The 13,046-nt window shown below is 72.6% G+C and carries 9 protein-coding genes; 4 read left to right on the top strand and 5 right to left on the bottom strand.

Annotated features, from left to right (window positions below; translation table 11 throughout):
* Nucleotides 1-40: 40 nt before the first annotated feature.
* Genes AC0IZJ_RS19290 through AC0IZJ_RS19300 form a run of 3 tightly spaced genes read left to right on the top strand, consistent with a single transcriptional unit; the run spans nt 41 to nt 1,244 of the window.
* Nucleotides 41-316 (top strand): DUF2277 domain-containing protein, encoded by a 276-nt coding sequence (locus AC0IZJ_RS19290; RefSeq protein ID WP_471853018.1) that lies wholly within the window; start codon nt 41-43, stop codon nt 314-316.
* Between the two features lie 46 nt (nt 317-362).
* Nucleotides 363-758 carry an MAPEG family protein gene (locus tag AC0IZJ_RS19295; RefSeq protein WP_471852926.1) on the top strand — a complete coding sequence of 132 codons (396 nt, stop codon included), beginning with the start codon at nt 363-365 and terminating at the stop codon, nt 756-758.
* 51 nt (nt 759-809) lie between these two features.
* Nucleotides 810-1,244, top strand: coding sequence for a hypothetical protein (locus AC0IZJ_RS19300; RefSeq protein WP_471852927.1), 435 nt, complete (start codon nt 810-812; stop codon nt 1,242-1,244).
* Between the two features lie 9 nt (nt 1,245-1,253).
* On the opposite strand, the gene AC0IZJ_RS19305 is transcribed toward AC0IZJ_RS19300, so the two are convergent.
* On the bottom strand, nt 1,254-2,519 hold the full coding sequence (locus tag AC0IZJ_RS19305; RefSeq protein WP_471852929.1) for an amidohydrolase family protein: 1,266 nt from the start codon (nt 2,517-2,519) through the stop codon (nt 1,254-1,256).
* 79 nt (nt 2,520-2,598) lie between these two features.
* On the opposite strand from AC0IZJ_RS19305, the gene AC0IZJ_RS19310 reads away from it, so the two are divergent.
* Nucleotides 2,599-4,452 (top strand): ABC transporter ATP-binding protein, encoded by a 1,854-nt coding sequence (locus AC0IZJ_RS19310; protein ID WP_471852931.1) that lies wholly within the window; start codon nt 2,599-2,601, stop codon nt 4,450-4,452.
* 263 nt (nt 4,453-4,715) lie between these two features.
* Here AC0IZJ_RS19310 and AC0IZJ_RS19315 read toward each other — a convergent pair whose 3' ends face one another.
* The 4 genes from AC0IZJ_RS19315 to AC0IZJ_RS19330 form a co-directional block, all read right to left on the bottom strand.
* Complete coding sequence (locus AC0IZJ_RS19315) at nt 4,716-5,717, bottom strand: alpha/beta hydrolase (protein WP_471852933.1); 1,002 nt, start codon at nt 5,715-5,717, stop codon at nt 4,716-4,718.
* A gap of 54 nt (nt 5,718-5,771) precedes the next feature.
* Nucleotides 5,772-9,281 carry a beta strand repeat-containing protein gene (locus AC0IZJ_RS19320; protein WP_471852934.1) on the bottom strand — a complete coding sequence of 1,170 codons (3,510 nt, stop codon included), beginning with the start codon at nt 9,279-9,281 and terminating at the stop codon, nt 5,772-5,774.
* 2 nt (nt 9,282-9,283) lie between these two features.
* On the bottom strand, nt 9,284-10,021 hold the full coding sequence (locus AC0IZJ_RS19325) for a hypothetical protein (protein ID WP_471852936.1): 738 nt from the start codon (nt 10,019-10,021) through the stop codon (nt 9,284-9,286).
* Nucleotides 10,022-10,151: 130 nt separating this feature from the next.
* Nucleotides 10,152-13,043 carry an AAA family ATPase gene (locus AC0IZJ_RS19330; protein ID WP_471852937.1) on the bottom strand — a complete coding sequence of 964 codons (2,892 nt, stop codon included), beginning with the start codon at nt 13,041-13,043 and terminating at the stop codon, nt 10,152-10,154.
* Between the last annotated feature and the right edge of the window lie 3 nt (nt 13,044-13,046).

The raw sequence follows: 13,046 nt of genomic DNA on the forward strand, positions 1-13,046 counted from the left end.
GCCTAGGATGGCAGGCGACTCGACTTCGATGCCCGCCACCATGTGCCGCAACATCCGCACCCTCTTCAACTTCGAGCCTCCCGCCACAGAGGTCGAGATCCGCGACGCCGCACTGCAATTCGTGCGCAAGCTCAGTGGCTTCAACGTGCCGTCGCAAGCCAACGCCGCGGCCTTCGATCATGCGGTGGCGGCCATCGCCGACGAGGCGCGCACGTTGATCGCGTCGCTGGTGACGACGGCCGAACCCAAGAACCGCGACGTCGAGGCCGAGAAGGCGCGGGTTCGCTCCCAGGCGCGTTTCGGCAGTCAGGGCTGATGATCCGCGCCGCGTCGACCCGACGCGGCCACTCCCAGGAGTCACCATGCCCAAGCTGCTGTCCCTCGTCCTCTGCATGACCCTGCTCACCTGGGGGATGGTCATCGCCGCCAGCCTCATTCGTGCGCGGGCCTGGACGCCCAAGGGCCTGATGCTCGCCTTCGGCAACCGGGGCAACCTGCCCGAGGCCACGCCATTCGCTGCGCGTGCCGAGCGCGCGGCGGCCAACAGCTTTGAGAACCTGGTGTTCTTCGCCGTGCTGGCCCTGGCCGCCCAGGCCGCCGGCGCCACCGGCGAGCGCGTGCTGCTGGGCGCGCAGGTCTTCCTGTGGGCGCGCGTCGTCTACCTGCCGGTCTACCTGGCCGGCATCCCCTTCGTGCGCACGGGCGTGTGGGCGGTCAGCATCGTCGGGCTGGGCTTGATGGTTGCCGGCATGGTCTGAAGCCGCGCGCCCTGACGCACAATCGCCGCGCCCTCGCTCCCCAGGACCGCCATGCGCCTGAAGATTGCCCTGTCCTTCGTCGCCCTGCTGCTGCTCGTCGCCGCCTGGTTCGCGTTCGCCTGGCGCTGGAGCTACTCCGATGGCGAGCGCGCTGGCTGGGTGCAGAAGTTCTCGCGCAAGGGCTGGGTCTGCAAGACCTGGGAGGGCGAGCAGGCGCTGGTGTCGCTGCCCGGTACGGCCAGCGTCGAGAAGTTCTATTTCACCGTGCACGACGAGGCCACGGCCCAGGCCATCAACAAGGTCATGGGCCGGCGCGTGAACCTGCACTACGAAGAGAAGGTCGGCCTGCCGGGCTCCTGCTTCGGTGAGACGCGCTATTTCGTCACGGGCGTCACGCTGGTGGACGAGATCTCGCTGTCACCGGGCGTCGTGGTGCCGGTGCCGCCCGCGCCGCCGGCGTCTGCGGCGAGCCAGCAGGGCCAGTAGACCCGCGCTTCAGCGGCTGAAGATCACCCGACCGCCGCGCAGCGTGCACTTCACGTTGGCAAAGTGCCTGACCGACTGCGCCGGGTCGCCGTTCAGCACCACGATATCGGCCTCCATGCCCGGCATGAGCCGCCCGCGCCGCGAGGCTTCGTTCCAGCGTTCGGCCGGCGTGGTGGTCAGGGACGCGAGGATCTGCATCGGCCGCAGGCCCGCCTGTGCGAGCAGCTCGTATTCGTCGGTGGGATCTCTGTCCTCCATGTAGTCCACGTCCGTGCCGAAGAGCAGCTTGCCGCCCGCAGCGGCAAAGCGGCCGAGCTCGCGCACGGTGTCCTGCAGCACGGGCTCGGCCTGCGGCGGCGGCACCTGCTCCTTGGCCAGCTCATATCTCAACAGCTTCAGGGTCGGCACCATGTGGACCCCCGCGGTGCGCAACGCATCCATCAACTCCGCAGGCCAGGGACCGGGCACGCCCAGCGGGGGATGCGCCAGGATGTCCACCCCCGCGCGCAAGGCCGCCCGCATGCCGTCGAGGTCGGTCGGGTGAGCGAACACCAGGTGCCCGCGGCGGTGGGTTTGCGCCGCAGCCGCCGCAGCGATGTCGGCGGCCATGCGCGCGGGCGGCCGGTTGCGCTGCGGCGTCACCAGGAAGAGCTTGGTGGCCTCGGCGCCGGCATCGAGGTTCTGCCCCACGGTCGCCAGCGCGGCGGCCACCGAGGCGGGCTGTGGCAGCTTGGCGAGGAAGGCCGCATCGAAGTGATCCAGGTAGACCGGCAGCCCCTTTGGCGGAAACAGCGGCAGGCCCGCCGTCAGCAGGCGCGGCCCCTTCAACTCGCCGCGGTTCACGCGGGCGCGCAGGGCCAGCGTGTTGTCGCGGTCGGACGCGATGTCAAAGGCAGTGGTGAATCCATAGCGCGTCAGCAAGGCCGTCAGCCCGTCTTCCAGCGCGCCAGCCTTGGCGGCGCCGGCGTTCGCAAATGCAGCGCCGTTGAGGTGCACGTGGCTGTTCTGAAAGCCGGCCATGAGCACGCCACCGTCGCAGGCCGGCGCCAGCGGCGGCACGCCTGCCGAAGCGGCGTCGCCCGTGCCGATGCCGACGATGCGGCCGTCCCGCACAAGCACCACGCCATCGGCGATGGGTGGTGCGTCGGGAGAGGCATACACCGTCACCCCGCGAAGCGCACGGACGGGTTCGGCGGCGTGGACCGTGGCGACGACCATCCCGCTACACAGCAGGCCGGCGGCGAATCGTGCGAGGGGCAGGCAGTTCGGTGGCATGCGAGGCAGCGTATCAAAGGACGCCGCCGCATGCCGCTGATGACTGCCCCGGACACCGCTGTCCGGCGACACTAGCCGGATGTCGCTTTTCCAACAGTTAGCCACGCGCTTCGAGCGCCTCGTCGACCCCTATCCCGAACCCGCCAGCACCGCGCCGCCGACGAAGTTCTTCCCCTTCCTGTGGCGCTGCGCCGATGGCGTGCGCAAGCACCTGGTCGTGGTCATGTTGTTCACGGCCGGCATCGCCGCGGCCGAGGCGTTGCTGTTCAGCTTGATGGCCTCGCTCGTCGACTGGCTGTCCGGCATGAAGCCGGCGGATCTGTGGGCCAAGCCGCAGCCGGTGGTGCTGATGCTGCTCGGCGTGCTGGGCGTCAGCGTGGTGCTGGCGGCCGTGCAGGCGCTGATGAAGTACCAGGGCGTGTTCGGCAACTTCCCGATGCGCATGCGCTGGATCTTCCACCGCCGCATGCTGTCGCAAAGCCTGGCCTTCTTCGGTGACGAGTTCGCCGGCCGCATCGCCACCAAGGTCATGCAGACGGCGCTCGCGGTGCGCGACACCTGGCTCATCGTCGTCGACATCCTGGTCTACGTGGCCGTCTACTTCGGCACCATGGTCGCCATCGTCGCGAGCTTCGATGCCTGGCTGATGGCGCCGTTCGCCGTGTGGCTGGCGCTCTACATCGTCGCGCTGCGCTTCTTCGTGCCGCGCCTGGGCAAGATCGCCCAGGCGCAGGCCGACGCGCGCAGCCTGATGACGGGCCGCATCACCGACGCGTACACCAACATCGCCACCGTCAAGCTGTTCGCGCACGGCCGGCGCGAGGCCAGCTATGCCAAGTCGGCGATGCAGGACTTCATGACCACCGCCTACGGCCAGATGCGCCTGGTCACCGGCTTCGAGGTCGTCAACGCCATCCTGTCGGCGCTGCTCGTGGGCAGCACGGCACTGCTGTCGCTGTACCTCTGGGGCGTGAGCGCCATCGGCGTGGGCGCGGTCGCAGCGGCCACGGCCATGGGCATGCGGCTGAACGGCATCTCGCACTGGGTGATGTGGGAAATGGCCTCGCTGTTCGAGCACATCGGCACCGTGCAGGACGGCCTGGCCACGCTGTCCAAGCCGCAGTCGATTGCGGATGCTAGCGACGCGACCGAGCTGACCGTGCCGCGTGGCGAGGTGCGCTTCGAGAAGATGCGCTTTGCCTATCCGAATGGCAAGGTGGTCGTGGAAGACCTCGACCTGACCATCAGGCCCGGCGAGAAGATCGGCCTGGTCGGCCGCAGCGGCGCGGGCAAGAGCACGCTGGTGAACCTGCTGCTGCGCCTGTACGACCTGGCACCGGATGGCGGCCGCATCCTCATCGACGGCCAGGACATTGCCAAAGTGACGCAGGACTCGCTGCGCCGCCACATCGGCATGGTCACGCAGGACACCTCGCTGCTGCACCGCTCGGTGGCCGAGAACATCCTCTACGGCCGCCCCGACGCGAGCGTGGAGGACATGCAGCGTGCTGCCGAGCGCGCCCATGCCGATGAGTTCATCGGCACGCTGTCCGACCCCAAGGGCCGCAGCGGCTTCGAGGCGTTTGTGGGCGAGCGCGGCGTGAAGCTGTCGGGCGGCCAGCGCCAGCGCATCGCCATCGCCCGCGTGATGCTGAAGGACGCGCCCATCCTGCTGCTGGATGAAGCCACCAGCGCGCTCGACAGCGAAGTCGAGGCCGCCATCCAGCAGTCGCTCTACACGCTCATGGAAGGCAAGACGGTGGTGGCCATCGCCCACCGGCTGTCGACCATCGCGGCACTGGACCGCCTCATCGTCATGGACGCCGGCCGCGTCGTCGAGCAGGGCACGCATGCCGAGCTGCTGGCCATGAACGGCATCTATGCGCGGCTCTGGTCGCACCAGAGCGGCGGCTTCCTGGGGCTGGAAGACTAGGGCCTGTTAACACTACGGGAACAGGTCGCGAAGGCCCTCCGCCAGGGGCCAATCAAGGCGCAGCGCGCCGCTCGCATTGATATGCGAGCAAGCGGTGCAACGCCGAGTGGCCCCTGGCGGAGGACCTTCCCTTCGGGTTGTGGCCAGAAAGCCCGCGCGCGGCGTTGCAAATGCTCGCCGGGTGTACAACCCGGCTCCGCTTTGCGCCTTGCTCGCGGGCTTTCTGGCCACAACGCGGCCTGCTCCCGTAGTGTTAACAGGCCCTAACGCGCGCTGAGCATCGCGCTGGCCGGCATCGCCGCGCCGCGCAATTGCGCATCCAGGAAGGCGCGGCTCAGGCGAAATCCCTCGCCCACGTCGATCTGCGCGGCCTCCGTCGCGCTGCCACTGCGTGGCCCGCGCCCGCCACCGCCAGCCGGGCCTTGCGGGCCGCCGCTGCCGCGCTCGCGGCCGACCATGCCGCCGCCGGCCTGATGGCGGTGCTGATCCTGCTCATGCCAGCCCTGGGGCGCCAGCGTGCCGGCCAGCGCCGCATGCGGCACGCCGCCCAGGTTGAGCAACCAGCCGCTGCCCGGGGCCAGTGCGTCGAAGGCCTGGCGCCGCTCGGCGGGGCGCCTCACAAGGCCGAGCGGATCCTGGTCGACGTCGCTGGTGATGAGCAGCGTCGCCGCACCTGCGCTCGGCGCCTGCATGGCCGGCGGGCTGATGGCGATGACGGCCTGCCAGCCGGCGTCGCCGCGTGCGTCCAGCGCGGTTTGCGCGCCGGTCTCGTAGCCGGCCAGTGCGGCGCGGCCCCAGTCCAGCGCCGGTTGCGCTGCGCGCAGGGCCGGCAGCAGGCGGCGCAGCGCGGCCAGGCGGTCGGCGCGCAGTGCGTCGCCGTAGTGCAGCAGGCCCAGCTCGCGGAACTCGCCGGTGCGCGACAGCTCCGACCGCCAGGCCGCCGCATCGGCCTCCAGCGGCTGGACGGCCAGCACCGTGTAGCCTGCCTGGGCCCAGGCCGCGGCCCAGCGCTGCCCGCTGTCGCCGACCTGGCTGCCCTGGCCCAGCCCGGGCAGGTAGACGACGACCGGTGTCGCCGCCGGCGCGCTGGCGCTGCGGGTGACGGTCACGCGCCGGCCCAGTGCCTCGAAGCTGGCGAGCGACAGGCCCAGCTCGCGCGTGGCCGTCTCGGCCCAGGGCTTGGGCGCGGGCGGGCCACCGGCACAGCCGGCCAGGGCGAGGGCGCAGAGCAGTAGCGTGCGACGGTCGAGGCGATGAGGCGTCATGGCCGCGACGTTAACCGCGCCATGTCGCTGCTTTGTGTAGCGACTGGCGCGGCCTTAATCGGTGCGCAGCTGTCGACGCCGCCAGGCCAGCAGCCCGGCGCCCGCCAGCAGCAGCGCCCAGCTGCCCGGCTCGGGCACGGCCGCTGTGCTGAAGTCGCTCAGCACCAGGCCCTGGCCGCTGCCGTAGTGCACGACGAAGCTGCCGGTGCCGTCGGCCATCAGCAGCCGCCCGCCGTCGGCGACGTTGGCAAAGTCGCCGAACAGGCCGCCACCGGCATTGATGAGCTGGAACTGCTGGCCCGCTAGTGCGGTGAATCCGCCGATGAAGCTCAGGCGCAGCACGGTGTCGCCGCCGAGGTCCACGCTGCCGCCCACGTCCAGCGCGTCGTAGCCGCTGCCGCGCGCCAGGCCGCCCAGCTCCATGTCCAGCAGCGCGCCGCTGCTGAAGCTCAGGTTCTCGCGCACGCCGAACAGGCCCGCGCTTTCGCCCGGCGCCAGCGTGGCGGCCTGCATGGCCAGCCGCTGCACCTCGCCATGGCCGCCCAGCGTGCCGGCATCGACGAGCGTGTCGCCGCTGTAGCCCTGCACGCCGTTCAGCACCAGCGTGCCGGCGCCGGTCTTGAGCAGCCCGAGCCCCGACCTCAGTTCGCCAATGGCGCCCTGGACGACGACGGTGTGGCCGTTGGTGTCGATGAAGCCGGCGCGTTCGCCCGAGATGCCGTCCAGCAGCACGCTGCGGCTGGCGGCCAGCGTCAGTGAATCCCAGGCACGCAGGCCGCCCTCGGCCGAGCGCGTGGTCTCGCCGTCGAAATGGCGCTTGCCGAGGACGAGCTTGTTGCCGGCCGCACCCAGCGAGCCGTCGGCCGTGATGCCCACCACCGCGCTGCCAAAGCCCTGCGGGTCGCCGAGTTGCAGGTCGCCGGTGAAGCTGTTGCTGCGGTGGGCCAGGCGCACGTCGACGGGAGTGGCGCTGCCGTCGCCGGGCAGGCTACCGCCCTGGATGCGCAGCGGTGCACTGCCGGTCAGCTGGCGTTCGATGACGATGGACTGGCCCTGCGCATGAAAGCCCGCGCCGCCCGCGCCGATCTGCACGTTCATCGCGTCGCTGATGACCAGCGGCCCGGCCAGTGCCGAGCTGGTGGCCAGCGTGCCGTTGTCCAGCGTCAGCAGGTTGCCGGCCGCGCCCAGCGCCTGCACGTGGGCCACGGTGAGCTGGCTGCCGTGCGTCACTGCCACGCTGCCGCTGAAACTGTTGGCGCCGGCCAGCGTGACGCTGCCGGCCGAGAAGCCCGCGCGGCCGATGGCGAGGCTGCCCTGGCCTTGCAGCGTGCCGCCCACCGTGCCGAACAGCGGGCGCAACGTGCCGCCCGTGCCCAGGTCCACCACGCTGCCGGCCTCGCTGTTCAGCGTGGTGAGGGTGAGCACATGGCCGCCCAGGGCCAGCTTCGCACCGGCGGCCACCTCCACCAGGCTGCGCTGGCCCAGCGCCTCGTCCACGCCCAGGGCCAGCGTGCCCTGCAACACATTGACGAGGTTGTCGCCGCTGCCGTTGCTGTTGGCGGTGTTCAGTGTCCAGGTGCCGGCGCCGGCCTTGGTCATGCCCAGGCCGTTGATGGGCTGGTTGAAGACGACGTCGAAGCCGTTCGTGTCCACCGTCATGTTGCGGAAGCTCGTGCTGCGCGTGGCGGCGATGGCCAGTTCGGCCGTGGCGCGCAGCGTGCCGGGCAGGTTGTTCAGGCCGTTGGCGCGGCCGATGTCCAGCACGCCGGTGGCGGCGCCCAGGCGGGTGTCGCTGTCCAGTGCCAGCGTCGCGCTCGCCAGCTTCACGCCGCCGCTGTGCGTGGCGTTGCCGGCCAGCACGAAGACGGTGGTCGCGCCGTTGCCGCCCAGGTTCAGCGTGCCGCTGCCGGTGATGGGGCCGGTGAGGCGGTGCGTGCCCGCCGAGGCCGCGCTGACGCTGGCGGTGGGGCTGCGCACCTCCAGCGGCCTATCCAGCGTGAAGCTGCCCGGCAGCGACAGGATGCCGCCCAGCGTGATGCTGCCCCCGGCCGCGCCGAGGTTGGCGTCGTTGGCAAACAGCATCAGGATGCCGGCGCCGATGCCCAGGCCGCCCTCAAAGCTGTTGCTGCCGGTCATCGTCAGCGCGCTGCGCACGCCGAAGTTGTCGAAGGCGATGCCGCCGCTGCCGGTGATGACGGAGCTGATCGTCCCGGTCGTGTTGCCTTCGACGATCACGCTCGCCATGCCGCCAGTGGTGAGAACGGCGCGGCTGAGCGAGGCGCTGCCGGTGAGCTCGAGGCCACCGCCCTGGTCGAAGCGAAGCGTGTTGGCGGCGGCGCCGAGGTGGCTCTCGTGCGCGGCCGTGACGTTGCCGTTGCCCACCATCTGCACGGTGCCGACAAAGCTGTGCGCGAGGCTGCCCAGGTTCAGGGTGCCGCCGCTGACTCGCACCGGGCGCGCGCCGCTGATCGCGCCGGTGCTCGTGACGTCGCCGAAGCTGCCCTCGTCGAAGGCCACCTCGAAGGCGCCGTCGCCGCTGACCGTGCCCAGGCTCACCGAGCCGCCCGCGCCTGTCGCACGCACGGCGCCGTCGCCGGCGACGCTGGCCACGCCGACCTGGCCGCCGGTCGGCTTGAGCAGCAGCTCGCCGTTGCCGGTGATCGCGCCGCTGATGCGCAGCGCGTTGTTGCTGCCGGCGGTCTGGAGCGTCAGCGCATGGCCGGCGCGCTGCACCGCGCCGCTGACGATCAGCTCGCTGGCCTGCACCCCGCCGCCTGTGGCGCCGAGGGCCAGCATGCGGGCATCGGCCGTCAGCGTGACGGGCCCGTCGACGCTGGCGCCGGCCACCGGCTGCCCCAGGAAGTTGAGCACCTTCTTCGCGCTGCTGGACAGCAGGCCCGCGAGCTGCACCGGCGCGCTGACACGTGACGCATTGGCGCTGTTGCCGCCGGCGCCCACCAGCTGCAGCTCGCCGCCTGCGGCCACCTGCACTGCCGTGTGGGCGCCCAGGCTGCTGCCGCCGGCACCCAGCGTCGCGCCGCTGGCCACGGTGGTCGTGCCGGTGTAGCTGTTGGCGCCGCTGAGCACGGTGCGGCCACTCAACACGTTCAGGCCGCCACCGCCGCTGATGCCGCCTTGCAGGAAGAGCTGGCTGGTCAGGCTGGGGCCGCCGTCGACGTGGAGGGTGCTGTCCAGCACCAGGTTGGTCTGCACCCGGCCGTGCCCGCCGTCGGACTGCAGGCGCAGGAAGGCGCCGTCGCCCTGGAAGCGCAGCGCCTGGCCGCTGAGCGTGGGGGCGAGCGCGCTCGGCCCCAGCGTCAGGCCGTGCAGCGTGAAGCCACCGGCAATGTCGTTGAAGCTGATGGGCCGCGCTGCGCTGTCCAGCACCAGCTCGGTGTCGTTGCCAGCCGGCGGCAGGCCGCCGACCCAGTTGGCGGCATCGCTCCAGTTGGCGCTGGCCGCGCCGGTCCATGGGTGCACGGCCGCGCCGCCGGGGGCGGGGAAAAGGCCGATCAGGGCGAGCGCCGCAGGGAGGGCGCGCAGGGCAAGGTGGCGGTGGGTCATGGTCAGTTCCGGTGTGCGGCGGTGGAGCGGCGCAGGCCGCCCAGGCCGGTGAGTGCGAGCAGTGCGAGGGCCAGGCTGCCGGGTTCGGGCAAGGCCTGGACGTCGTCGGTGCCGCCAGTGCTGATGCGACTGACGCGGAACGCAAAGCTGGCGCGGTCGAAGGCCTGGCCGTTGCTTGCGAACACGCCAAGTTGCCCGGCCATCAAGGCTGGGTTGATGGCCGAGAGATCCAGACCCAGGCTGTCATCGGTCAGCGCGAGCGCCGAGAAGTCGGTGAAGAACAGCATGAACTGCAGGTCCAGGTGCCGGCCCAGCCCGGCCGCAGCGTCAAGCGCGTCGGAGTGCGCAATGGCCGGGAAGATGCTGAAGCGGTCCGGGTCTACCAGGGCCGTCTGGCCGTCCTGCACCTGCACCGTGCAGATGAGTTCCGACACGCTGGGGCAACTGCCGCTCGTGCTGTCGAAGCCGGCGAATTGGGCCGTCGAGGCGGTGACTGCGCGGTACAGCGTCGCGCCGCCCGGCAGGGGGCTGCCGGCGACGGCGGTGTCCAGCGTCACGGTCAGCGTCAGCGGCTGGCCGGTCAACAGCGGGTTGAGGGCGGCGATCAGCGCGGCGTCGTCGCTGGCGGCGCCGGTGAAGCTGCCCTGCACGGTGTAGGTGACCAGCGCGGCCGATGCCAGCGGGGCGGCCAGCAGCAGAGCCAGGGCGGCTAGGCTTCGGCGAAGGAACGGGATGGGCATGGTGGGCTCGCTGGCGGGTATCGACACGGAGGGCCATGCTGCCCGGCGCCCGTCTCACAGCCGTCTCAGCGGCGTCTCAAAGCGGGGCCTGCGGGCACCCGGCCACCCCCGCAGACGGGGGTCAGCGCGGCTATGCGTGAGCGGCCAGCCAGGCGGCAGCGCGCCCGTGCAGCACGGCCAGGCCCAGGCGGGCCGCAAGCGCCTCGGCCTCGCACACCAGCGGGCGCAGCGCGGCGGGTGCGTCGCCGGCCAGCGTGCGCGCCTCCACGGCCAGCAGCCGGGCCTCGGCCAGCCATTCCTGCAGGCCGGCGGCGCGGGCCACCTCGGCCTGGCGCTCGGCCGCCGCGAGGGCGCCCGTTGCATCACCGGCGGCCAGCGCCAGCGCCACGTCGACACGCGCCAGCCGCGCGTGCACCAGCGGGTGCGTGCTGCGCGTGGCCACCTCGCGCAGGCGGTCCAGTTCACCCTCGGCCGGCTGCTGCTTCTGCGCAGTAGCCGTCAGCACGACGGCCAGCACCCAGTTCGACACCCGCAACGGCTCGCGGCTGCCGCGCAGCAGCGGCGCGGCGGCGGCCAGCATCTGCGCCGCCTCGGTGGCCTGGCCGCATTGCAGCAGCAGCCGCGCATGGCGCAGCCGGGCCTCGGCCTCGAAGCCGGCGCTGGACTGGGCCTGAGCCAGCCCGAGTGCCTGCTGAAGCGCGGCCTCGGCCTCGGCGTGGCGGCCGGCCGACGTGAGCACGCTGCCCAGCACCAGCAGCGACAGCGTCTCGGTGTGGGCCACGCCGGCCCAGCTCTGCAGGCTGCGCCGGGCCATGTCCTCGGCGGGTGCCAGCTCGCCCAGCGCGTACAGCATGACGGCGAGGTCGTTCTCGATGGTGATGCCGCGGCAGAAGTCGGGGTGGCGCTCCAGCAGCCGCGCCAGCGCCTCGTAGGCCGCGCGCACCTGGCCGCCGAACCAGTGGATCTGGCCCTCGAAGCTGAGCAGCGTCGGCAGCCGGGGCGCGGCCTCGCGCAGCCGCGCCAGCAGCGCCCAGGCGGCGGGGATGTCGGGCTCGCGCATGGCCAGCTCGATGAGCACCTCGTAGGCGTGGATGCGCTCGCCCTCGGGCAGGGCGGGCAGCAGCTCGCGCAGCCGCGTCGCATGGCGCATGGCCTGGCCCAGGTCACCGGCGAAGACGCGGTTGTCCACCAGCGCGGCGCGCAGCCGGCCTTCGATCAGGCGGTGCTGGTCGGGGTCGGCCACGCCGTCCAGCTGGGCCTGGATGGCCAGCAGCGCGGCCTCGCCACGAGCCAGGTCTTCGAGCAGGTCGCAGGCGGCCAGCTCCAGCCGCGCGCGCAGGCTTTGCGCCACGTCCAGCGACTCGTCGGCCACCTCCTGCCAGACGCTGCGCGCGTCGTCGAAGCGGCCGCGCGCCTTGAGCTGCTCGGCGCCCTGGTGGCGCCAGGCCAGCGCGGTCTGCGGCTCGCCGGCCGCGCGCCAGTGCTCGGCGATGGTCATTGCGTCCGCCCCCGGTTGCTGGGCCAGCCACAGCGCGGCGTGGCGGTGCAGCGCCGCACGGCGGGCGGCGGGCAGGCCGGCCAGCGTGGCCTCGCGGATCAGGTCGTGCGAGCAGGCCAGGCCCGGCGCCTGCGCGCGCAGCATGCCCGCAGCCAGGGCCTCGTCGCGGCACTGCGTCCAGGTGGCGTCGCCTTCGGGCAGGCCCACCAGGCTGCGCAGCCCGTCCTCGGGCACGGCCTGCACGAACACCGCCGCCGCCTCCACGGCCTGGCGCGCGGGGCTGCCGAGCGCCTGCAGCCGGCGTTGCACCATCTGGCGCACGCGCTGCGGCAGCGCGTCGCTGCCCTGCGCGACCGGTGCGCCAGCCGCCACCAGCTCGCCCAGGGCGAACGGGTTGCCGGCACTGAGGGCGTGCAGGCGGTCCAGCTGTTCGTCGCCGAAGTCGTTACCCGGCCAGCGGGCGCGGCAGACGGTGGGCAGGTCGGCGCGCGTCAGGGCGGCCAGGTCCAGCGTCTCCAGCCGGCCGCCGGTGCGCAGCGGCTGCAGCATCTGCTGCATGTCGGCACCCATCTCGTGGCCGCGTGCGGCGGCCCGCCAGCGCAGGCGGTCGCCGTGGGCCAGCAGCAGCAGCCACTCGACGGTGGCGGTGTCGCACCACTGCAGGTCGTCCACCAGCAGCACCGGCGTGAGGGCCTCGAAGGCGCGCGTCAGCGCCTCCACCAGGCGGGCCTGAGCGGTCAGCGCGTCCAGCGGCGGCAGCGGCTCGTCGGGCGCCAGCTCGGGCAGCAGGCGGGCCAGGTCCAGCCGGTAGGGGCGCAGCGGGCTGGCGGCGTCGGCCAGCGCGGCCTGGAGCGCCGGCGTGCGCGCCCGCAGAGCCTCAAGCACCGGGCGATAGGGCATGCCGTGCAGGCCCTCCAGCCCGCGCAGGCAGGGCGCATGCGGGAAGGCGGCGGCCAGCAGCGTGCTCTTGCCGGCACCGGCCTCGCCCAGCAGCAGCAGGGCGGATGCGGCGCTGTGGCGCAGGCGCTGGTGTTCGGCATCGCGTGCTGGGGGCGCCGGGGCAATCGAGGGCTCAGGGGCGGCCGCGCGGCTGTCGCGCAGCCAGCGCCGGTGCAGGGCCTGGGCGGTGTCGCCGCACCACTGCGCAAAGCCGTCGTAGCCGGCCAGGCGCCAGCCCTGCGGCCAGTCGGCCGGGTCCAGCGGCGGGCCATCGACGGCGCTGGGCCGCCACCGGGCCAGGTCGGTCGGCAGCGTCAGCCGCACGCTCTGGCCCTGGGCCTGCAAGCCGTCGTCGACGCCCCAGCCGCGCAGCAGCGTGCGGGCGCGGTGCAGGTTCACGCGCAGGTGATGAAGCGCGTCGGTGGGCGCGGCGTCGGGCCAGAAGAGGGCGGCCAGTCGCTCGCGCGGCAGCCCGGCCTCGCTCACGCCGAGCACGACGATCAGCGCGCCGGGCACGGTCGGCGGCAGCAGGCGCGGCGGCTCGCCGTCGGGCGCCCAGGCAGGGGTCTTCAGCAGGCAGAGCATTGG

The sequence above is a fragment of the Roseateles sp. AC306 genome (assembly GCF_979253795.1).

Bases quoted from the DNA above. Each gene is read 5' to 3' on its own strand.
- AC0IZJ_RS19325 (WP_471852936.1), bottom strand. From the start codon at position 10,021: ATGCCCATCCCGTTCCTTCGCCGAAGCCTAGCCGCCCTGGCTCTGCTG.
- AC0IZJ_RS19310 (WP_471852931.1), top strand. From the start codon at position 2,599: ATGTCGCTTTTCCAACAGTTAGCCACGCGCTTCGAGCGCCTCGTCGAC.
- AC0IZJ_RS19295 (WP_471852926.1), top strand. From the start codon at position 363: ATGCCCAAGCTGCTGTCCCTCGTCCTCTGCATGACCCTGCTCACCTGG.
- AC0IZJ_RS19305 (WP_471852929.1), bottom strand. From the start codon at position 2,519: ATGCCACCGAACTGCCTGCCCCTCGCACGATTCGCCGCCGGCCTGCTG.
- AC0IZJ_RS19330 (WP_471852937.1), bottom strand. From the start codon at position 13,043: ATGCTCTGCCTGCTGAAGACCCCTGCCTGGGCGCCCGACGGCGAGCCG.
- AC0IZJ_RS19315 (WP_471852933.1), bottom strand. From the start codon at position 5,717: ATGACGCCTCATCGCCTCGACCGTCGCACGCTACTGCTCTGCGCCCTC.
- AC0IZJ_RS19300 (WP_471852927.1), top strand. From the start codon at position 810: ATGCGCCTGAAGATTGCCCTGTCCTTCGTCGCCCTGCTGCTGCTCGTC.
- AC0IZJ_RS19320 (WP_471852934.1), bottom strand. From the start codon at position 9,281: ATGACCCACCGCCACCTTGCCCTGCGCGCCCTCCCTGCGGCGCTCGCC.
- AC0IZJ_RS19290 (WP_471853018.1), top strand. From the start codon at position 41: ATGTGCCGCAACATCCGCACCCTCTTCAACTTCGAGCCTCCCGCCACA.